19 protein-coding genes are annotated in these 22,050 nt (G+C 45.7%); 9 read left to right on the top strand and 10 right to left on the bottom strand.

What is annotated here, in order from left to right:
* Positions 1–66: 66 nt before the first annotated feature.
* The 3 genes from AC1P5O_RS06795 to AC1P5O_RS06785 all read left to right on the top strand — a co-directional run bounded on the left by AC1P5O_RS06795 (position 67) and on the right by AC1P5O_RS06785 (position 4,004).
* Entirely contained in the window at positions 67–1,083 is a 1,017-nt protein-coding gene (locus AC1P5O_RS06795) for an aspartate carbamoyltransferase catalytic subunit (RefSeq protein ID WP_004280134.1), read from the top strand.
* Positions 1,084–1,093: 10 nt separating this feature from the next.
* Entirely contained in the window at positions 1,094–2,329 is a 1,236-nt protein-coding gene (locus AC1P5O_RS06790) for a dihydroorotase (RefSeq protein WP_005266789.1), read from the top strand.
* Between the two features lie 196 nt (positions 2,330–2,525).
* On the top strand, positions 2,526–4,004 hold the full coding sequence (locus tag AC1P5O_RS06785; protein WP_318270370.1) for an OmpA family protein: 1,479 nt from the start codon (positions 2,526–2,528) through the stop codon (positions 4,002–4,004).
* Between the two features lie 54 nt (positions 4,005–4,058).
* Here AC1P5O_RS06785 and AC1P5O_RS06780 read toward each other — a convergent pair whose 3' ends face one another.
* From AC1P5O_RS06780 to AC1P5O_RS06745, 8 genes are all read right to left on the bottom strand, one after another.
* Positions 4,059–5,471, bottom strand: a complete 1,413-nt coding sequence (locus tag AC1P5O_RS06780) for a short-chain fatty acid transporter (RefSeq protein WP_004646585.1) — start codon at positions 5,469–5,471, stop codon at positions 4,059–4,061.
* Positions 5,472–5,567: 96 nt separating this feature from the next.
* Entirely contained in the window at positions 5,568–6,206 is a 639-nt protein-coding gene (locus AC1P5O_RS06775) for a CoA transferase subunit B (protein WP_005104503.1), read from the bottom strand.
* A 2-nt stretch (positions 6,207–6,208) separates the two neighbouring features.
* The gene (locus AC1P5O_RS06770) at positions 6,209–6,913 is read right to left on the bottom strand and encodes a CoA transferase subunit A (protein WP_005251436.1); all 705 of its coding nucleotides are present in this window, start codon (positions 6,911–6,913) and stop codon (positions 6,209–6,211) included.
* A 93-nt stretch (positions 6,914–7,006) separates the two neighbouring features.
* Positions 7,007–7,909: a hydroxymethylglutaryl-CoA lyase gene (locus tag AC1P5O_RS06765; protein ID WP_005251439.1), complete on the bottom strand. Its 903-nt coding sequence runs from the start codon at positions 7,907–7,909 to the stop codon at positions 7,007–7,009.
* Entirely contained in the window at positions 7,906–9,900 is a 1,995-nt protein-coding gene (locus tag AC1P5O_RS06760; RefSeq protein ID WP_004280124.1) for an acetyl/propionyl/methylcrotonyl-CoA carboxylase subunit alpha, read from the bottom strand. The genes AC1P5O_RS06765 and AC1P5O_RS06760 overlap by 4 nt, the downstream gene beginning before the upstream one ends.
* A 19-nt stretch (positions 9,901–9,919) precedes the next feature.
* Complete coding sequence (locus AC1P5O_RS06755) at positions 9,920–10,714, bottom strand: enoyl-CoA hydratase/isomerase family protein (RefSeq protein ID WP_004280123.1); 795 nt, start codon at positions 10,712–10,714, stop codon at positions 9,920–9,922.
* Positions 10,715–10,725: 11 nt separating this feature from the next.
* On the bottom strand, positions 10,726–12,327 hold the full coding sequence (locus AC1P5O_RS06750) for a carboxyl transferase domain-containing protein (RefSeq protein WP_121979737.1): 1,602 nt from the start codon (positions 12,325–12,327) through the stop codon (positions 10,726–10,728).
* A 35-nt stretch (positions 12,328–12,362) separates the two neighbouring features.
* Positions 12,363–13,535 (bottom strand): isovaleryl-CoA dehydrogenase, encoded by a 1,173-nt coding sequence (locus AC1P5O_RS06745; protein ID WP_004280119.1) that lies wholly within the window; start codon positions 13,533–13,535, stop codon positions 12,363–12,365.
* A 184-nt stretch (positions 13,536–13,719) separates the two neighbouring features.
* On the opposite strand from AC1P5O_RS06745, the gene AC1P5O_RS06740 reads away from it, so the two are divergent.
* From AC1P5O_RS06740 to AC1P5O_RS06720, 5 genes are all read left to right on the top strand, one after another.
* Positions 13,720–14,319 (top strand): TetR/AcrR family transcriptional regulator, encoded by a 600-nt coding sequence (locus tag AC1P5O_RS06740; RefSeq protein WP_004646594.1) that lies wholly within the window; start codon positions 13,720–13,722, stop codon positions 14,317–14,319.
* A 98-nt stretch (positions 14,320–14,417) separates the two neighbouring features.
* Complete coding sequence (locus AC1P5O_RS06735) at positions 14,418–16,106, top strand: AMP-binding protein (protein WP_004280116.1); 1,689 nt, start codon at positions 14,418–14,420, stop codon at positions 16,104–16,106.
* Between the two features lie 308 nt (positions 16,107–16,414).
* Entirely contained in the window at positions 16,415–17,083 is a 669-nt protein-coding gene (locus AC1P5O_RS06730) for a class I SAM-dependent methyltransferase (RefSeq protein ID WP_004280114.1), read from the top strand.
* Positions 17,084–17,145: 62 nt separating this feature from the next.
* On the top strand, positions 17,146–17,943 hold the full coding sequence (locus AC1P5O_RS06725; RefSeq protein ID WP_004280113.1) for a thioesterase family protein: 798 nt from the start codon (positions 17,146–17,148) through the stop codon (positions 17,941–17,943).
* 49 nt (positions 17,944–17,992) lie between these two features.
* The gene (locus tag AC1P5O_RS06720; protein ID WP_016806841.1) at positions 17,993–18,802 is read left to right on the top strand and encodes a DUF2520 domain-containing protein; all 810 of its coding nucleotides are present in this window, start codon (positions 17,993–17,995) and stop codon (positions 18,800–18,802) included.
* Positions 18,803–18,895: 93 nt separating this feature from the next.
* Here AC1P5O_RS06720 and trmB read toward each other — a convergent pair whose 3' ends face one another.
* Both trmB and AC1P5O_RS06710 read right to left on the bottom strand, forming a co-directional pair.
* Positions 18,896–19,612, bottom strand: a complete 717-nt coding sequence (trmB, locus tag AC1P5O_RS06715; RefSeq protein WP_004280110.1) for a tRNA (guanosine(46)-N7)-methyltransferase TrmB — start codon at positions 19,610–19,612, stop codon at positions 18,896–18,898.
* A gap of 151 nt (positions 19,613–19,763) precedes the next feature.
* Positions 19,764–21,209 (bottom strand): SulP family inorganic anion transporter, encoded by a 1,446-nt coding sequence (locus AC1P5O_RS06710; RefSeq protein WP_004280109.1) that lies wholly within the window; start codon positions 21,207–21,209, stop codon positions 19,764–19,766.
* Between the two features lie 217 nt (positions 21,210–21,426).
* Here AC1P5O_RS06710 and AC1P5O_RS06705 point away from each other — a divergent pair, with 217 nt between their 5' ends.
* Positions 21,427–22,038: a glutathione binding-like protein gene (locus AC1P5O_RS06705; protein WP_004280108.1), complete on the top strand. Its 612-nt coding sequence runs from the start codon at positions 21,427–21,429 to the stop codon at positions 22,036–22,038.
* The last annotated feature ends 12 nt before the right edge of the window (positions 22,039–22,050 follow it).

Raw genomic sequence — 22,050 nt, 5'->3', positions numbered from 1 at the left:
ATGGCCAACTATAAAAATTCGCCAATCTCTGTATAATATGTTGACTTAACGCATAAGGAATCTCTCATGCACTTGGCGGCATTGCATACACCGAGCCAGATTCAACTCAATAAAGAAGGTAATCTAAAACACTTCTTGACCATCGAAGGTCTTTCTAAAGAAACCCTGACAAAAATATTGGACACTGCACAGTCCTTTTTTAATGACCAAAATCAGCTGATCACCAATAATTTGCTCGAAGGCAAAACGGTGATGAACCTGTTCTTCGAAAATTCAACCCGTACCCGCACCACCTTTGAAGCCGCTGCCAAGCGCCTTTCTGCCAACGTTCTCAATATCGATATTGCCCGTTCGAGTACTTCCAAAGGTGAAACCCTGCGTGACACCTTATGGAATCTGGAAGCCATGGCGGCCGATATTTTCGTGGTGCGTCATTCATCTTCAGGGGCAGCGCATTTTATTGCCAAGGATGTCTGTCCAACAGTGGCAATTATTAATGCCGGTGATGGCCGTCATGCGCATCCGACTCAAGCGATGCTGGACATGCTGACCATTCGCCGCGAAACCAATAAAAAATTCGAAGAAATGTCGATTGCCATTATTGGCGATATCAAGCATTCACGTGTCGCGCGTTCAGATGTGGCTGCCTTGCAAACTTTAGGTTGCCAGGATATCCGGGTGATTGCACCGAATACCTTGCTGCCATTGGGTTTTGAAGAATATGGCGATGGTGTTCGTCTATTTAACAATATGGAAGACGGCATCAAAGACTGCGACGTGATCATTACCTTACGTATTCAAAACGAGCGTATTGATTCTCCGGCACTGGCCTCGCAAGCAGAGTTCTACAAAATGTATGGCTTGAATAAAGAACGTCTTGCCATGGCCAAACCGGATTGTATCGTGATGCATCCGGGACCAATGAACCGCGGCGTTGAAATCGACTCAAGTATTGCGGATGGTCCGCAATCTGTGATTTTGAAGCAGGTGACCAATGGTATTGCCGTGCGTATGGCGGTGTTGGCTTTATCGATGCAAGGCCAGTTACAAGAACAAGGTTTGATTGAAGCGATTGCGGGTTAAGGAATAAGTCATGACTATTGTAAAAATTGAAAATGTCCGTGTTCTTGATCCGATCCAAAACACTAATTCTATCCAGACCGTGTATCTGGAAAATGGTAAATTCGTTGCAGAAACAGCAGACGTCTTTGAAACGATTGATGGTCAAGGCAAATGGTTAATGCCAACCATGGTCGATTTGTGTGCGCGTTTACGTGAACCGGGTCAACAGCAACACGGTACGCTTAAGTCTGAAGGAAAAGCGGCACGTGAAAATGGCATTTTGCACGTATTTACGCCACCCGATTCAAAGCCAATCGTACAAGATAATGGTGCGCTGATTCATGGTCTGGTCGAAAAAGCCATGCTGGATGGTGGGATCTATCTTCAAGTGATTGGTGCGCAAACCCAAGGCTTAAATGGTCAACAACCGGCAAATATGGCGGGCTTGAAAAAGGGCGGTTGTACTGCGGTTTCCAATGCCAGTGCGCCGTTTGCCAATGATGATGTGGTATTACGTACACTTGAATATGCTGCAGGTTTAGACTTGACGGTGGTGTTCTATGCAGAAGAACCACAAATTGCCAAAGACGGCTGTGTGCATGAAGGCTTTATTGCTTCACGTCAGGGCTTGCCGATGATTCCGGCACTGGCTGAAACCGTGGCGATTGCCAAATATCTGTTGATGATTGAAGCAACCCATGTACGTGCACACTTCGGTCTGTTGTCTTGTGGTGCATCAGTCGAATTGATCCGTATTGCCAAGGAAAAAGGCTTACCGGTGACCTGTGATGTAGCGATGCATCAGTTACATTTGACCGATCATTTGATTGATGGATTTAACTCTCTTGCACATGTACGTCCGCCACTCCGTTCTGAGCAGGATAAAGAATTACTGCGTCAGGGTGTAAAATCAGGTGTGATTGATGCGATTTGTACTCATCATGAACCGCTGAGCAGCTCTGCGAAAATGGCGCCGTTTGCTGAAACGCAGCCAGGTTTCACTGCTTTTGATACCTATGTGCCTTTTGGTCTGCAACTGATTCGTGAGGGTTTGTTGACCCCACTGGAATGGGTGGAAAAAGTAACCTTAGCTCCGGCACGTGTTGCACAAATGGCAGATCGATGGATAAATGAATCAGGCTGGGTGCTGCTAGATCCGGAACTGGAATGGACCCTGAATAAAGAAAGCATCGTGTCACAAGGTAAAAATACCCCGCTAATTAATCAAAAAGTGCTGGGTAAAGTTGTTCAAACTTTTACTGCTTAAGTGATCCCAATTTTATAAAAGTCAGCTTCGGCTGGCTTTTTTTATTTTTAAATTCTGTATCAGTAAAATGAGTGCTCAATAAAAATAGTGAAACTTTATGATATTCATACAATTATTTACATTTTAAAAAAATGGGGATCGTTACACTGATTAAATATTAAACATTATTAGAAAAATCAAAAGAATGGTGACGATTATGAATATAGACTTTATAGAACGCTTAAAAAGCGATGTTACGGCGATTGTGCTTCAAGGTGAAACCGAGCATTTATTTGCCAAAGATCAGGCACTGACTCAATTCTATCCTATATTTTTAAATATATTGCGTGCACGTCCAGCCTGGATTGAGAATCTTGGTCAGCAACTCAATCCAAAAATCCATGAATTATTCAATGCAAACCCGGCACTCAAGCAGCAATTTCTCGATCAAGTGGATCAGAGCGCGCCGCAAGATGAAATAGAGCATACCTTGAACCGGTCAATTGTACCGACCATGAATTTTTTACAGACTGAAGCAGGTGCTTCGAGTCCGGAAGCGATTAGCCATTTGCTGGAAACCCACGCCGATTCGATTCAGCGCGCATTACCCCTTTGGGCTGGCCCTATTCTGGCAGCGCTTGGAGTTTCACCCTTGGCAGGGCAGAATTTAAATCAGGAACCTGTATTGGCGGAGCAGACCATCATTGTTCAGGAAGAAAGAAAAACCGGCTTTTTATGGCCGTTTATTATTTTTCTGATCCTGGCGGGTTTGATCCTGTTTTTGGTTCGTAGCTGCATGCAGGATGATGTTGAAGATTCAAATACCCAAGCGACCAGTGAAGTTGCTGCAGCTCAGCCTGCATCCTTGCGATTAAGTACAGGCAGTAATGGCGAAATTGTCAGTTGTCAATTACAGCTGAATAATCCGCAGTATATGGAAATTTTGCAAAACGAGATCAAACAGATCTTTAATTATAATATTGGTTGTGGGGCGCTGAGCAGTGAGGTTTATCATTCAGAATTTATTGATCAGGATACTATTCCGACTGTGTTGAGAACAATGCAGGGAATGCCAAATGTGTCACTTGACTGGATTGGCAATCAGGTTTCAGTGCGTGCAGCAACCAATGCAGAGGCCGAGCGTCTGGCAGCACAAATTCGTAGTCTGGCCAAAAATGTCACAGTGGTGACCCAGCAGCCGCTCAATAGAAGTGACGTGATTAATACCGCCAATAGTGAGGCAGAACAAGCCTTGGCCAGTATCAAGACCGATAATGTTAAAGCGCTGGATGTGGCGACTGCACTGAATTTACAGATCATTAATTTTGATACGGCATCGACTGAAGTTCCCGAGGTCAATAAATTGGTGCTGGATCAGGCTGCTGCATTATTGCAACGAGCACCGCATGTCATTCTGAAGGTTACAGGACATGCCGATGCTCAGGGTAGTGAAGCAGAAAATAAGGTGCTGTCTGTGCAACGAGCTCAAGCGATTACCAGTTATCTCGTTGGAAAAGGGGTCAATCCTGCACAGTTACAGGCAGTTGGCATGGGAGAGGATCAGCCGGTTGAACCCAATGCCACACCTGCCGGACAGTTTCAGAATCGTCGCGTGACCTTTGAGGTCGTGAATACCGAAACGGGAATTGTACGTGAAGTAGATGATGAAGGTGTAGTTGAGAAGACAGGAAATTAAGAGAGCGGCCTAAATAAAAAAGGACGAATTTTCGTCCTTTTTTATTATCTTAAATTAAGAAAATACCGGCGGGCTATAAGTCAATGTCCGACCAAGGAACCATAGCAGGAACAGTACCAAAGGCAGATGGAAAATCAACTGGGTCACCGTAAATCCAATCACATCTTTGGCTTTTAATTTCAGGATACCCAACATCGGAAGCATAAAGAATGGATTAATCAGATTCGGCAAGGCTTCTGCCGCATTATAAATCTGTACCGACCAGCCCAGATGCACTTTCAGGTCATGCGCAGCCTGCATCACATAGGGCGCTTCGATAATCCATTTCCCTCCGCCAGAAGGAATAAAGAAACCCAGAATCGCCGAGTATAAGCCCATCACAATGGCAAAGGTTTCCTGCGAGGCAATGGAAACAAAGAACTCGGCAATGTAATGTGACAATGACAGATCGGCCGGGTTTAGCGCATTGGTCATCATAAAGGCAATACTGCCATACAGCGGAAACTGGATCAGTACCCCAGAAATGGCGGGTACGGCTTTGGATACCGCATTCAGGAAATTTCGCGGTGTACCGTGTAAGGCCACGCCCAAAATCAGGAAGATAAAGTTATAGGTATTTAAGCTGGAAATGGCCAGAATCGGATTGCTTTTGGAAAATTCGTTAAACATCCAGACTGCGCCCAGAATCACAATCAGAATGCTTAAAATGGGTGAATTTTCCAGCCAATCCCCCGGTCTTTTTTCGGCAGATACTTCCGGTTTTTCTTCTTCAATCTGAATCGGGAAGTGCTCAATGGTTTTAATGTCAGACCCTTTAGGTGCTGACCAGTAAGCAATCGCAATTGAAGCTACAATCAGTACCGCCGTCATGATCATGGATTGCGGCAGGAAAATGGTTTCGGTAAATGGAATCACGCCCGTCAGATTATAAATCGGTTCAGGCAGACTGCTTTTATTGGCCTGTAACTGTGCAGCTGAAGAACTGATGCCCAGTGCCCAGGTCGCACCCATCCCGATAATCGCGGCAGCCGCAGCAGCGCGGTAATCCATGTTAAGCTCTTTACGCTGTGCCAGTGCAATCACTAGGAGTGCAGTCAGTACAGTACTCATGGCCCAATTAATCAGAGAAATTAACAGGCTGACCGTGGCGACCAGGACAATCGCACCACGACCGGAATGTGGCAGGCGCGCCATTTTCTGGATCAGAAGCTGGACAGGCTTGGACACCGAAACCACATAACCGACCACGATCAGCATGCACATCTGCAAGGTAAAGGGAATCAGGCTCCAGAAGCCGTCACCAAAGGAAATCGCGACATCCTGTGCCGGTGCACCAATTCCGATAGCGGCAATCGCCACAATGATGACGCCGAGCAGGGCAAAAATATAAGAATCCGGAAACCATTTTTCAGACCAGTCGCTGACGCGCAAGGCGAAGCGCTGCAAAATATTTTGTTGAGTTTGCATGATTAAAATCCATTTATTCTGCGATTATTATTTTGAAATGAAACGGCTATATATAAAAAAGCCCTTAAGATGCTTCATTCTTAAGGGCTGGCTGGATCAGGCAGCATTACGTAATAGCGCTACCCCAGTGACTTTTTGAATCTCCTCAAAACTGACCTCTGGTGCCAGTTCAACCAGTCGAATTCCATCAGGACTAACATCCAGTACACCGAGGTCGGTAATAATCCGGTTGACCACAGCTTGACCAGTCAGCGGCAAGCTACATTGCGGTACAATCTTCGGTGTACCATCTTTGGCGCAGTGTTCCATTAAGACCACGACTTTTTGTACACCCGCGACCAGATCCATGGCACCGCCCATGCCTTTGACCTTTTTACCCGGAATCATCCAGTTGGCCAGATCACCAGTTTCAGACACTTCCATGGCTCCCAAAATGGCAATATTGACATGACCACCACGGATCATGGCAAAGGAGTCGGCACTTGAGAAAAATGAAGCACCTTTTCGCGCGGTAACCGTCTGTTTACCGGCATTGATCAGGTCGGCATCGACAGTTTCCTCGGTTGGAAATTCACCAATCCCCAGCAAACCATTTTCCGATTGCAGCCAGACATTGATATTTTCCGGAATATAATTTGCGACTAGCGTCGGCAGGCCAATCCCTAAATTGACATAGAAACCATCTTCAAGCTCTTGTGCCGCGCGCTGCGCCATTTCATTACGTGTCCAAGCCATGATCAAGCCTCCGCCTTTAAGGTCATCTGTTCAATACGTTTTTCCGGTTGAGCATTCACGACTATCCGGTTCACATAAATTCCCGGAAGATGGATTTCATCTGGATCCAGCACGCCAATTTCGACAATCTCTTCGACTTCAGCAATGGTAATTTTGCCGGCCATGGCACAGACCGGATTAAAGTTCTGGGCGGTTTTACGGAAAATCAGGTTGCCGGCTTTATCGGCCTTATAGGCTTTAACCAGAGCAACATCAGCTGTTAAAGATTCTTCCAGAATGTAAGACTTGCCATTAAATTCACGGACATCCTTACCTTCAGCGATCACGGTTCCGACACCCGTCGCCGTATAAAAAGCCGGAATACCGGCACCGCCAGCACGTAATTTTTCTGCCAGTGTACCCTGTGGGGTCAGCTCAACTTCCAGTTCGCCATTTAAATATTGACGTTCAAACTCTTTATTCTCACCCACATAAGAGGAGATCATTTTTTTAATTTGTTTGGTTTCCAGCAGAAGTCCGAGACCGAAGCCGTCTACGCCGGCATTGTTGGAAATACAGGTGAGTTGCTTAGCACCTGTTTCTTTTAGTGCTGTAATCAGGGCTTCTGGAATACCACATAGGCCGAAACCACCAACGGCCAGAGTATGACCATCTTGCACCACATCCTTTAAGGCGGATTGAGCGCTGTCATAAACCTTGTTTGACATCTTGTCACCTCTATTATTGTTGTAGCAGACTTCAATCTGCTGCTTATATCCTTATGGCTTGCTTGAAAGCATTTTGCTCAAGCAAGTTTATTTTCAAGCACAGGCTTTTTGCCAATAGGCATTGGCATAATTGGATGGATTATTGCGCTGCAAGACTTCACTGATATTACGGCTGGCCTGCATCAGGGCATCCAGCTGAATACCGGTTTGAAAGCCCATATTCGAGAGCAGGTAATACAGGTCTTCAGTTGAGACATTGCCGGAAGCGCCTTTGGCATAAGGGCAACCACCTAGGCCGGCAATGGATGAATCAAAGACCCGAATGCCTTGCAGTAAAGACTGGTAAATATTGGCAATGGCCATGCCGTAAGTATTATGAAAATGGCCTGCCAAAACTTTAGTATCAAGTTCAGCCAGACAGGCCTCCCAGACATTTTTCACCCGATCCGGTGTTGCTGTACCAATGGTTTCACCCAATGACACTTCATAGCAGCCCATCTCCAGCAAACGCTGGGTGACTTTGACCACCTGCTTCGGATCAATGGCACCTTCATAAGGACAGTCCGCCATGCAGGAAACATAGCCACGTACCTTAATATCATTGGCTTTGGCTGCTGCCATGACATCGGCAAACTTCTCGAAGCTTTCATCAATCGAGCAGTTGATGTTTTTGCGGGTAAAGCTTTCAGAAGCTGCAGTAAATACCGCCACTTCCTTGCAACCCACAGCCAGTGCCGATTCAAAACCTTTCATGTTTGGGGTTAATAAACTGAACTGAATATTCGGATCTTGGGGTAGGCTGGCAAAGAGCACATCACTGTCTGCCATTCGCGGTACCCATTTGGCTGAAACGCAGGAGCCGACTTCGATGGACTGCAGACCGGTTTTCATTAGGTCCAGAATCAGGTTTTTCCGGTCATCCAATGTCAAAGGTATTTTTTCATTTTGCAGGCCATCGCGTGGCCCGACCTCTACGATTTTGACAAAATCCGTCATGCCACTTCCTCCGCCAGAGGCTGGAACTCGACCAGTTCATCACCGGCTTTAACCTGATCACCCTTCTGAAAATATGAGCTTGCGATGATGCCGTCATGCGGTGCGCGAATCGAGTATTCGATCTTCATGGCTTCCAGCGTCATCAGCACATCATCTTTTTTGACTTTGTCATTGGCTGCCACGAGCACCTGGGTAATGACACCTGGCATTGGTGCGATCAGGTTATTTTCCGTGCCTTGTTCATCCTGATTATTAAAATCAGACTTCAAGTAATTAAACTTATAGCTTTGACCATTCTGGAACAGGGTAATGCCTTGCTCACTCTGGCTAAAAGCCAGTTTTTGCTGTTTACCCGCCAGTTGCAAGGCTAAAGTATGGGCATCGACGAGTTGACCCTGAATCTGAATTTGCTGACCGTTATAGCTGGCAACAAAGCCTTGATCTTGGGTGCTGAACTGAATTTTCAGGTTAATGCCATTGCGTTGTAATTGCACTGTATGACTATTCTGTTGGTTTAAGCGCCAGAATGCTTGCTGCTGCCATACCGGGTTGCTTGGAACGGGATTCTGTGCCTGATGTGACAGAAGTTCAATCAGTGCGGCACTAACTACCAGTTCGGCACGGATATCCGCAGAAGGTTTGAGCAGAAATTCTTCTTCACGCTGAATCAGGCCAGTATCTAAATGTGCATTTTTAAACGAGTCACACAGCACCAGGCGATCTAGAAAAGCAATATTGTTACCCAGACCATCGACATGGAACTGACCCAGCGCATGGTGCATCTGGGTTAGGGCTGCTTCACGATTTTTACCCCAGACAATCAGTTTGGCAATCATCGGATCATAATAAGTGCTGATCTCGTCGCCTTCGACAATACCGCTATCGACACGTACACAGTCACTTTGCTCCGGATAATGCAGGTAGCTGATCTGACCGATCGCCGGGATAAAACCTTTTTCCGGCTCTTCAGCATAGACACGGGCTTCAAGCGCATGACCGTGAATCTGCAATTCATGCTGCTGCTTCGGTAAAGGTTCACCAAAAGCTACGCGCAGTTGCCATTCTACCAGATCCTGTCCGGTAATCATTTCAGTCACCGGATGTTCAACCTGTAGGCGGGTGTTCATTTCCATGAAATAGGCCGTACCGTCTTGCTCGACAATAAACTCTACCGTACCGGCGCCAACGTAATTCACTGCACGAGCGGCATCAATCGCAGCCTGACGCATCGCTTCCAGTTTATCTTCTGGCATTTTTGGTGCAGGCGCTTCTTCTAGCACTTTCTGGTGGCGACGTTGTACCGAACAATCACGCTCAAACAGATGTACATAGTTGCCATGTGTATCGCCAAAAACTTGCACTTCAATATGACGTGGCTGAATCACATAACGTTCAATCAGAACGTCTTCATTGCCAAAACTTGAACGTGCTTCACTCTTACATGAAGCAAGCGAGCTAAGAAAATCTTCGCTGCGTTCCACCAGACGCATGCCTTTACCGCCACCACCGGCACTGGCCTTGATCAGTACCGGATAGCCAATATTGTCTGCCTGCTGTTTCAGGAAGTCGGCATCCTGATTGGTCCCATGATAGCCGGGGGTTAGAGGCACACCGGCTTTTTCCATCAGCGCTTTAGAGGTGGCCTTTAGACCCATTGCCAGAATGGCATCGACTGGCGGGCCAATAAAGACAATATTGTTGTCCTGACAGGCCAAGGCAAACTGGTCATTTTCGGACAGGAAACCATAACCGGGGTGAATCGCCTGGGCACCAGTGTTTTTGGCTGCCTGAATAATGCGATCAATTTGCAAATAACTTTGAGCTGCTGGCGATTCACCAATATAGATCGCTTCATCGGCCAGTTTCACATGTTGTGCCTGCGCATCAGCATCGGAATAGACGGCAACGGTGGCAATTCCTAATTTCTTCGCTGTACGAATCACACGGCAGGCAATTTCACCACGGTTGGCAATTAAAATCTTCTCAAACATTGTAGGATCCTTCTCGTTGTTATGCCGTGGTCTTGATCCAAGCCGGGCTTTGTTTGTTCAAAAATGCATTCAGTCCATTTTTCGCCTCATCTCCCTGGCGAATATGGGCAATATGCTGTGCTGTTTTAAGCAGTAAATCTTCGGTCAATACCTGTTGGTCAACCAGTTGAATCAACTGTTTCGATGCGCTCTGTGCGGCAGGACCACCAAGTAAAAGTGCTTCCACAATTTCATCAATTTTGCTGTCGAGCTGTTCTGGTGGAGTGACTTCATGCGCAAGACCAATGCTTTTGGCCTGTTCAGCAGTAATCCGCTCGGCAGTCAGGAAATAACGTGAAGCTTGACGTGTACCAATTGCACGAATTACATACGGGCTGATGGTCGAAGGTGCCAGACCTAAGCGAACCTCGGAAGTGGCAAACTTGGCATCTGTACTGGCCACACAAATATCACAGGCTGAGGCCAGCCCCATGCCGCCACCAAAGGCAATGCCGTGTACCCGGGCAATGGTTGGCTGTTTTAAGGTCGCCAGACTTTGCAGCATTTTTGCCAGTTTGAGCGCATCCGCCTCATTGTCTGCCTGTGATGCCTGACCGGCCTGTTTCATCCAGTTCAGATCCGCACCCGCAGAGAAGCTTTTGCCACGACCCGCCAGAATCACCACGCGTACATCATCACGGTTATTTAAAGACTGGAAGCAAGCATGCAGTTCTTCAATGACTTGAGTATTAAAGGCATTGTGCAGTTCAGCACGGTTAATCCAAACCGTTGCCACCTGATTCTGCTGTTCGAGCTGTAAAAATTGATATGTCATTTTGTCACCTCTTACATGCGGAACACGCCGAATTTGGTTGGCTGGATGGGCGCATTCAGGGCTGCAGCTAGACTTAAAGCCAGAACCTCACGTGATTGCGCCGGATCAATCACACCGTCATCCCATAAACGCGAAGACGCATAATAAGGATGGCCTTGGCGTTCGTATTGATCACGAATTGGTTGTTTAAACTGGTCTTCTTCTTCAGCTGACCAGCTGCCGCCTTTCTGTTCAATCTGGTCACGTTTTAAGGTCGACAAAACGCTAGAGGCCTGTTCACCGCCCATCACTGAAATACGCGAGTTTGGCCAGGTCCACATAAAGCGCGGCGAGTAGGCGCGGCCACACATACCGTAGTTGCCAGCACCAAAAGAACCGCCAATCACTAGAGTCAACTTAGGCACATTGGCGTTGGCGACGGCCATCACCAGCTTGGCACCATTTTTGGCAATGCCTTCATTTTCATACTGGCGACCGACCATAAAGCCGGTAATGTTTTGCAGGAAAATCAGCGGAATATTGCGCTGGGTACACAGTTCAATAAAATGTGCGCCTTTTTGGGCAGACTCGGAAAATAGAATGCCATTATTGGCAATAATCCCGACCGGCATGCCATAGAGCTTGGCAAAACCGGTCACCAGGGTAGTGCCGAAACGTGCCTTGAACTCGTCAAAACGTGAGCCATCGACAATACGCGCTATCACTTCACGGATATCAAAAGGCTTGCGCGCGTCACTCGGCACAATGCCGTACAGTTCCGAACTGTCAAACAGCGGCGCTTCGATTTCATCTGCGGTCTTGTTTGGCTTTTTGTTCAGGTTGGCCACGATGTTGCGGGCAATCGCAAGTGCATGTTCATCGTTTTCAGCCAGATGATCAGCCACGCCAGACAAACGGGTATGCACATCACCACCACCGAGATCCTCACTGGACACCACTTCACCAGTAGCTGCCTTAACTAGAGGAGGGCCGCCTAGGAAAATGGTGCCCTGATTGCGGACAATAATGGTTTCATCTGACATGGCAGGCACATAAGCACCGCCTGCAGTACAGCTGCCCATCACCACTGCAATTTGGGCGATACCTTGGCTCGACATACGTGCCTGATTGTAGAAAATACGGCCGAAGTGATCGCGGTCTGGAAATACTTCATCCTGTAAAGGCAAATATGCACCGCCTGAATCCACCAGATAAATACAAGTCAGATGGTTCTGTTCGGCAATTTCCTGGGCACGTAAATGCTTTTTCACTGTTAATGGATAATAAGTACCGCCTTTCACCGTAGCATCATTGGCGATGATCATGCAGGTCACACCGTTGACCTGACCAACACCAGCGACCACACCTGCGGCAGGAACATCATCCTGATACACCTGATAGGCAGCCAGCTGACCAATTTCCAGAAAAGCGGTTCCTGGATCGATCAGGTGATTAATCCGTTCACGGGGGAGTAATTTGCCACGGTCCAGATGTTTTTGACGGGCAGTTTCGCCACCACCCAAAGCAATTTTTTCAATTTTCTGTTTTAGGTCATCCACCAGTTGCAGCATGGCAGTCTGGTTGGTTTTAAACTCTTCACTACGTATATTGATTTTGCTCGATAACTGATTCATGACCAACATCCTTGTTTTATTCTAAGTGTTAAGGTTTAGGCTGTTTCGTTGAAAAGTTCACGGCCAATCAGCATGCGGCGGATTTCTGAAGTACCGGCGCCAATTTCATACAGTTTGGCATCACGCCATAAACGGCCGGCAGCAAATTCGTTGATATAACCGTTACCACCTAAAGTCTGAATGGTTTCTCCTGCCATCCAGGTCGCTTTTTCAGCAGCATATAAAATGGCACTGGCAGCATCTTTACGCAGGCTACGGCTATGCTCAGCTTTGTCACATTCAGCACCGACCGCATAAACCAGTGCCTTACAGGCTAGCCAGGTCGAATACATGTCGGCAATTTTGCCTTGCATTAACTGGAATTCGCCCAGCGCCTGACCAAACTGTTTACGGTCATGAATATATGGAATCACGGTATCCATACAGGCATCCATAATCCCCAGTGGGCCAGCACTCAATACAGCACGCTCATAGTCCAGACCACTCATCAAGACCTTGGTGCCATTACCGACGCCGCCCATGACGTTTTCTTTGGGTACTTCGACATTGTCAAAAAACAGCGGATAAGTGTTTGAACCGCGCATACCCAGTTTGTCCAAATGTGTGCCATGACTGAAACCTGGCATATTTTTTTCAACCAGAAAGGCGGTCATGCCTTTGGCGCCGGCCTGCAAATCGGTTTTTGCATAGACCACCAGGACATCGGCATCGCCACCATTGGTGATCCACATTTTTGAACCATTCAACAGGTAGTGATCGCCTTTGTCTTCTGCTTTCAGTTTCATGCTCACCACATCCGAGCCTGCATTCGGTTCAGACATTGCCAAGGCACCGACATATTCACCTGAAATCAGTTTAGGCAGATAACGCTGTTTCTGTTCTTCAGTACCATTTCGCTTAATTTGGTTTACACATAGGTTAGAATGTGCGCCATAGGACAGCCCAATGGATGCAGAAGCACGGGAAATTTCCTGCATGGCAATGATGTGCGCCAGATAACCAAAATTTGAACCGCCATATTCCTCACTGACTGTCAGCCCGAGCAGGCCCATCTCGCCAAACTTTTTCCAAAGGTGGGCAGGGAACTTGTTGTCACGGTCAACCTGTTGAGCAATCGGGGTAATTTCTTTGGCGCAAAAAGCGGCCACTGAATCACGAAGCGCTATTAGAGTTTCATCCAAACCGAAATCCAAGCTTTGTAAATTCATTCTTCATCCATCCTGAGGTTATATTTGTTGTGTCCAAAAAAGCATTTTTGTTGTGCTTGTGGTTTTAACATACAATGAAAAAATAAAAAAGTGAATCTATATTCACAAAATGATTTACAATTCATTTTATCTTGTTGAGAATAATTTTATGAGTTATAAAAGATCATCATTGATGCAGGAACGAATGGAACAAAATCGCCTGTCGATTTTGGAATCTGCTCGTGAACTGATTATTCAAGGGGGCTTGAAGGAGGCATCGATTCAGGCGATTGCAGAGCGCGCAGGCGTTTCTACAGGGCTGGTCTATCGATATTTCGAAAGCAAAAGCCAGATTTTGATCGAGGTTTTGTCGGCCGCGATTCAGCATGAAGTCGGGATCCTGAACCATATTGCCGAGTCAGATTTGTCGCCAAAACTGAAATTGCAAAAATCTGTTACAACTTTTGTCAAGCGTGCCATGAATAGCCCCCAACTGGCGTATTCACTGATGTTCGAACCGGTTGATCCGGAAATGGAACATGAGCGTTTTCGCAGTAAGCAGCTGCTCAAGCAGAGCATTAAGGAAATTCTGGCCGAAGGAAAGGTCAATGGAGAATTCGAATTTGAAGATTTGAATACGGCAGCGTTGGGCGTAGTTGGTGCCATGACCTTTGTCGTGATTGAACCTTTAAATCCGTCCCGAAATGTCATGTTTGATCAGAAGTATAAGGATCACTTTGTCAAACAGATTGCCGATTTTTGTGTCAACGCAGTACGTGGACAGGAGGAAAATTTACAAGCATAAACACACAAAAAACCGGTACACAGACAAGGTCGTCGTGGTCATAAAACAATTAGTAAAGTTGAAAATCAGAATTACAAAGAATCAAGGAGATCGATTCAATGACACAAGTACGGTTAAGCTATGCCTATGGAACCAGCAGCCAGCCTTTATTGGGCATGACGATTGGTGAAAAATTTGATCAGGCTTGCGAGCGGTATGCAGAACGTGATGCGGTAGTGAGTTTGCATCAGAACATACGCCTCAGTTACCGGCAGCTACAGGAACAAGTCAATGCCTTTGCCTGTCAGCTGCTGAAAATGGGTATGCAAAAAGGTGATCGTCTGGCGATCTGGTCGCCGAACTGTGTGGAATGGACCATTACCCAGTTTGCAGCCTTCAAGGCAGGCATTATTCTGGTGAATTTAAATCCAGCTTATAAAAGCAACGAGCTTGAATATGTGCTAAACAAGGTCTCCTGTAAGGGACTGGTGATTGCAGCGCAGTTTAAGACGACGGACTATCAGGAAATTCTGACTAAAATTGCACCGGAATTGCAGGAAACCGAAGGTAAATTCCTTAATGCAGAGCGACTGCCACATTTAAAGCATGTGATTAAAATTGATGATCAGCAGCATACCGGCATCCACCGTTTTCAGGATTTACTAAGCTCGCCTAGTGCGCAAGAGTTGGAACAACTGCAACAGATCTCCAGTGAATTGCAGTTTGATGAAACGATTAATATCCAGTTTACCTCGGGCACTACGGGCAATCCGAAAGGCACCATGTTGACCCATAATAATATTTTAAATAATGGTTATTTTGTCGGTGAAGCCATTCATTTAGGGCCAGAAGACCGTGTCTGTATTTCAGTGCCTTTATTCCACTGTTTTGGTATGGTCATGGGCAATCTGGCCTGTATTACGCATGGCTCTGCCATGATCTATCCGTCTGCCGTGTTTAATCCGCTGGAAACCTTAAAAGCCATCCAGCAGGAAAGATGTACCGCGGCTTATGGTGTGCCGACTATGTTTATTGCGGTGCTGGAACATGAACAGTTTGACGAGTTTGATCTGTCCAGTCTGCGTACCGGGATTATGGCGGGTAGTCCATGTCCGCAGGAAATTATGCAGCGCGTGATTGAACGGATGCATATGTCTGAAATCACGATTTGTTATGGCATGACTGAAACCGCACCCGTCAGTGCACAAAGCTCAACGGCAGACAGTGTCGAGCAACGTGTCAGTACGGTTGGCCGGGTACATCCGCATCTGGAAGTTAAAATTGTCGATGAAAATGGCAAGGTGGTTCCACGCGGCCAATTGGGTGAGCTGTGTGTACGTGGTTATTCAGTGATGCTCGGTTATTGGGAAGATCAGGATAAAACCCAGGAAGTGATTGATGCGGCGCGCTGGATGCATACCGGTGATATCGCTGAAATGGATGATGAAGGCTTTGTCAAAATCAAGGGCCGAATCAAGGACGTGGTGATTCGTGGAGGGGAAAACCTGTTCCCGAAAGAAATTGAAGATTTCCTTTATACCCATCCGGCTGTTTCAGATGTACAGGTGATTGGGGTGCCAGACCATAAATATGGTGAGGAACTTTGTGCCTGCATCATCCTGCATGAAAATGATCCTTGTACTGAAGAAACCATCCGTCAGTATTGTAAGGAGCATATTTCTCACAATAAAGTGCCGCGCTATGTGCGTTTCTTCCAGGAATTTCCAATGACGGCTTCAGGGAAGGCGCAGAAGTTCAAATTGCGTGAATTTATGCGTGAAGAGCTGAACTTGAAAGAGATTGCTTAAACTTTATTTTTTACGTTAGAACTAATCCTAAAGCTAACAATTAATAGCAACTCATCAGAGAGCCCGGCGACATGGATGTCGCCGTTTCACTGTATGGCAGGGATGCCATATCAGTGAAACAAAAGGGTTTGGTTACTTTGCCCCGTCAAAGTAACGAAAAACCTGCGCAATGGACGTTCAATATATCTAGCAGTTTGAGGTTGTACATTTAGCAAGATTCTAAAATGTCTGTAAATGAATTTACTGATCACGACGGTCTGGTAATAGAAATACATGAATGTACTGAACATCTAAAATCAGAGTAAAATATGGCAAAAAACTTTCACAGTGAAGTCGTGGTCGCCAGTTATGACGATCATATCCGTAAACTGATTCCCGGTTATGAACTGGTGCATCAGCAGATTGAAGCAATTCTCAGCACTGAACTCCCAGAAACCGCACATATATTAATAGTGGGTTGCGGAACAGGTTATGAATTGTCGTATTTATTAGAGCAACATCCAGACTGGACCTTTACTGCAATTGATCCATCAGCAGCTATGCTGGAACAGGTTAGTAAAAATCTGAATTCCATAGATCAACAAAGGGTACAACTTATCCAAAGCACAATCCAAGATTTGAATCAGCCGGATACGTTTGATGCTGCGTTGGCCATTCTAGTGGCACATTTCATTCCAAATTCCGAAAAAAACGGATTTTTTCAGGCTATTTATCAGTGTCTTAAAACCAATGGTCTTGCATTGACCTATGATCTGATGCAACCTGAAGATCAGCAAGACATTAAAACTATGCAGAAGATGGCACAACAGACAGGGTTGAGTGTAACGCAAAGTACCAAGATGATTGAACGCTTGGAGCAGGATTTTTACTTGTTATCTGCGCATAATTTTAAAGCGCTTTTAACCAAAGTCGGATTTAAACAGTGCAAAATTTATTGTCAAATCATGGATTATCATGGCTTTTTGCTCAGAAAATAAAGATAAAAGCACTTTTTGTAAACTCTAAAGTTTAAGTGAATATTCAGGGAAGTATTAAAACAATGTCGGCATATTACAGTTTTATTCAGCGCGAACAGCATGCAGATGGCAGTACTACGGCTTATTACCGTTCTAATATTCATGCACAAGGTGCGTGGAATCCGCATGAGCAGCACATGGCGCCAGCCACCGGTATTCTATGCGTCGAACTGGAACAGTTTCAGCCACGTGCTGACATGCGTATTGGTCGGGTCGGGCTGGATATTTTTGGCCTGATAGCCTTTGGTGAATTTTCGATTACCACACGCATGATCCGTCCGGGTAAAACCATTGAACTGGTTGAAGCTGAAATGTGTGCCAATGGTAAAACCTGTATCGTGGCACGCGCGTGGAGAATGCTAACTTCAAATACCACGGCCATTGCTGGAGTGGAAGATTTTCCGATCGAAAGTCCAGAATATTTACCGGTTTGGGAGGGTATGCGCTGCTGGCCGGGCGGTTATATCCAGAGTATTGAAACCCGGGCACATGCTGACCATCGTGCAGGCAAGGGCATTGTCTGGCTAAGAAATTCGCTGGACATGGTAGAAGGTCAACCGACGACAGACTTTAGTCGTTTGCTCGGTATGGTCGATACGGCCAATGGCATTGTGCCACGTCAGGACCCGAATTCCGGTTGGGGATTTCCGAATCTGGACCTGCAGATTCATATGCACCGTCTGCCGCAGGGTAAATGGCTGGGACTGGAAGTGGTGCAGCAATATGGTGAAGATGGTATTGGTCTGACCAGCGGGATTCTGCATGATGTTCATGGACCTTTTGGTCGAAGTGAACAGATTCTGACCCTGCGAAAGTTCTAAAGTCTATTCGAAACATCAAGGCCAATTGCCTCAATCTTTATTTATTGGCATGCTGTGCGTAATTTATCAGGAAGAACAGCAGATGCGGATCAGTATGATTGGGGCAGGGCGAGTGGCATATCATCTTGCCCTTGTATTGTCAGCACACCATGAGATCGTACAGATCTACAGTCGAACCCTAGAAAAAGCACAATATCTGGCTGAGCAATTCAACGCTCAGGCCATCGCTCAGCCTCAACAGCTGGATCATGAGGTGGATCTGGTCATTATCGCGGTCAGTGATCAGTCGATTGCCAACGTCATTGAACAGATTCATCCGTATCTACAGCAGAATCTGATCGTACATACCTCTGGCAGCACCCATCTCAATTTACTGAAAAATGTGCATGCGCGTGCAGGCGTATTTTATCCTTTACAGACCTTTAGTCTCGAACGCCAGATTGATTGGCAGCAGACGCCACTGTTGATTGAAGCGGTGAATGAACAGGACCAAATCCTGTTATTAGAACTGGCAAATAGCCTAAGCAATCGTGTTTATACTTATAGTTCCAGTCAACGTCTCAGTTTGCATCTTGCAGCGGTATTTGCCTGTAATTTTGCCAATTACTGTTATGACATGGCCAAGCAGGTGGTTGATGTACAACAGGTCGATTTCAGTTTGTTGTATCCCTTAATGCTGGAAACTGCCAATAAAGCCACTCAGAATGATCCCAAACAAATGCAGACCGGCCCAGCGATGCGTGGTGATCAGAATATCTTGAATATGCATCAGCAGATGTTAGCCAATATGCAGCGAGAAGATTTACAAAATGTCTATCAGTTGTTGAGCCAGCAGATTCTCACGCGTCATCAGAAATGAAGAAGCTGATAATTTATCTACGAAGCAGGGTTCAAAGCCAAATTTTTCCCATAAAAAAGCGCTGAATAATCAGCGCTTTTTTTGAGTCTTAGATTAAGAAATTTTCTTAAAGATAAAATCATTAATCTTGTGACCTGCTTCAATCCCGCGACGTTCAAACTTGGTTTGTGGACGCCATTCCGGACGAGGATAGCTATTGCCTTTGCCCGCCAGATTTTCCAGACGTGGACGTTCTTCCAATACTTCTATCATCCATTCCGCATACGGTTCCCAGTCCGTTGCAGCATGGAAAGTTCCGCCAAGCTCCAGCTTTTGCTCCACCAGCGGCATACGGTCATGCGAAACAAAGCGGCGTTTAAAATGACGTTTTTTCTGCCATGGATCAGGGAAGTATAACTGAACTGCATTAATACTATTGTCTGGCATTTCACGTAATACCTGAATTGCATCAGCATCCAGCACACGTAAGTTCGTTAGGCCTTCAATACCTGCTTCATACACGCACTGCGCAATTCCAGGTACATGGACTTCAATTCCGACAAAGTTACGTTCAGGATTAGCTTTGGCCATCAATACCAGTGAACGGCCCATACCAAAACCAATTTCTACAGTCAAAGGACGTTCAGGATGTTCAAAGTGCTGACGCAAATCACCGACTGGATATTCCAAAATTAAGTGACCATATTGTTCAAGCGCAGTACGTTGAGAGGTATTCAGCGGCATTGAGCGGCGCATAAACGTCACGATTTCACGGTGCTCGCTTAAGTTTTCCAGCTCCACGACTTGCTGGTCTAATTGATCGTTCGACATAACTTTGGCAAATCTAAAAATTCAGAATGCGGTATTTTAAGTCCTGAGCCGAGCAAGTCAAACTTTTCTCGGTATTTCTCCATAAAAATCGGCAAGATCTTCCAGATAAAATAAAAGAGCCAATTGAGGCTCTTTTATTAATCATCGTTCATCAGCTACTAAACCGGTCGATCAATGTACTGCTGGCTTCATTCAAACCAATCACCCTTACATCTATCCCTTGGGCTTTAAACTTCTGAATCACGTTATTCAGCATATTGACCGAAGTCACGTCCCAAATATGCGCATGGGTCAGATCCAGTTCGACATGCTCAAGCTTCTCTTTAAAATCAAAGAACTGATAGAACTTCTCTGAACTGCTAAAGAATATCTGTCCAGAAATAAAGTAGCTGCGTGAATGAGCCGAATTCAAATGCGTATAGACATGTACGGTTCTTTCCAGTTTATTAATAAAGAACAGGGCAGAGAGCAATACGCCGACAAATACACCAAGCGCCAGATTATGAGTGGCAAGCACGACAATAATCACGGCAATCATCACGGTATTAAATTCTAGCGGATGTTTGCTGAATTGCTTGATTGCTCCCCATTGAAAGGTGGTAAATGCCACCATAATCATGATCGCAACCAGCGCTGCCATTGGGATATAAGCCAGCCAGTCTTTCAAAAAAACCACGAGACACAGCAGAAACACGCCAGCGACCAGAGTCGATAAACGGGTACGTGCCCCTGAAGACACATTGATAATTGACTGGCCGATCATGGCACAACCGGCCATCCCGCCCATAAAGCCGCTGACAATATTGGCCATACCCTGACCACGACATTCCTGATGACGGTCACCTTCAGTTCCGGTCACTTCATCAATGACCGTAGTGGTCATCATGCTTTCCAGCAAACCGACAGTCGCCAAGGTAAAGGAATAAGGCAGGATAATTTGCAAGGTTTCCAGATTGAGTGGAATTTCTGGAATCAGGAATACTGGCAAAGTATCCGGGAATTGTCCAAGATCGCTCACGGTACGCATATCTGCACTTAACAACAGCGCCAACCCGCTTAATACGATAATACAGATTAAAGGTGAGGGAATGGCTTTGCCAATTTTCGGGATATACGGAAACAGATAAATAATTGCCAGACCAATCGCAATAAACAGATAACCGGTGCTATCCATCCGGTTAATTTCCGGGATTTGTGCCACAAATATCAGGATCGCCAAGGCATTCAAAAATCCGTATACCACCGCCTGCGATACAAAGCGCATTAATTTAGCGACTTTAAAATAACCCGCAATGACCTGAATGATGCCGGTCAGAATTGTGGCAGCCAACAGATATTGCAAACCATGTTCTTTTACCAAGGTAATCATCAAAAGTGCCATTGCGCCTGTAGCCGCAGAGATCATGGCAGGACGGCCACCAAAAAAGGCAATGGATACTGCAATGCAGAAAGAGGCATATAAACCGACTTGCGGATCGACACCGGCAATGGCAGAGAAGGCAATTGATTCAGGAATCAGGGCAAGTCCCACCACCAGACCTGCCAATACATCTGTGCGGATATTGGAAAACCATTCTTCTTTTTTCAGGCTAATCACGAAATATCATCTAAATTTGGAAAACCTGTGTATGTTAAACAGATAGAGATAAAAATCTACACAAGATTGACTTGCAAAAGCCCGGAATATCCTGAATATTGAATGAGTAACTGCCCTGAGGTGACAGTTACGCTTTTTTGCAATTTACAGGTTTGATCACTTGAAAGTTTGTCAGAAGCGATTTAAAACATTGAGAAGTGTATAACAAGGATCAGAAATGAAGCTTTACTATTCACCAGGTGCCTGCTCACTGGCAGCACATATTATTTTAAATGAAATTAATGTCGATTTTGATTTGGAACGTGTTGATTTAAAAACACATAAAACAGAAAAAGGTACGGATTATTACGAAGTTAATCCTAAAGGCTATGTACCAGCGTTAGAAATTAACCCTGGTCTGATCCTGACAGAAAATGTTGCAATTCTACCGTTTCTTGCTCAACACGATCCAAAACAAGATCTAATTCCACCATCGGGCATGGGACGTGCCAAAGTGCTGGAATGGTTAGGTTATCTGAACTCTGAACTACATGATGCCTATGCGGTGTTCTTCGGTGGCAAGTTATCCGAAGATGAAAAGAAAAAAGCCTATGCAGAGATTGATCGACTATTGAGTTATATCGATAAAGCGATTGGTGAATCGGACAATGATTATCTGGTGGATGATAACTTTGGGCCTGCGGATGCCTATCTATTTGTCTTGACCAACTGGTCGAACCAGATTGAGCATGATTTGAGTCCATATAAAAATATTATTCATATCCGTAATAAAGTGGCAGAACGTCAGTCTGTACAGATTGCTATGCGTGATGAAGGTCTGATTCCTTAACTAAAAACAAAA

It is taken from the genome of Prolinoborus fasciculus, assembly GCF_056724605.1.
This window is presented reverse-complemented; position numbering and strand designations above follow the sequence as displayed.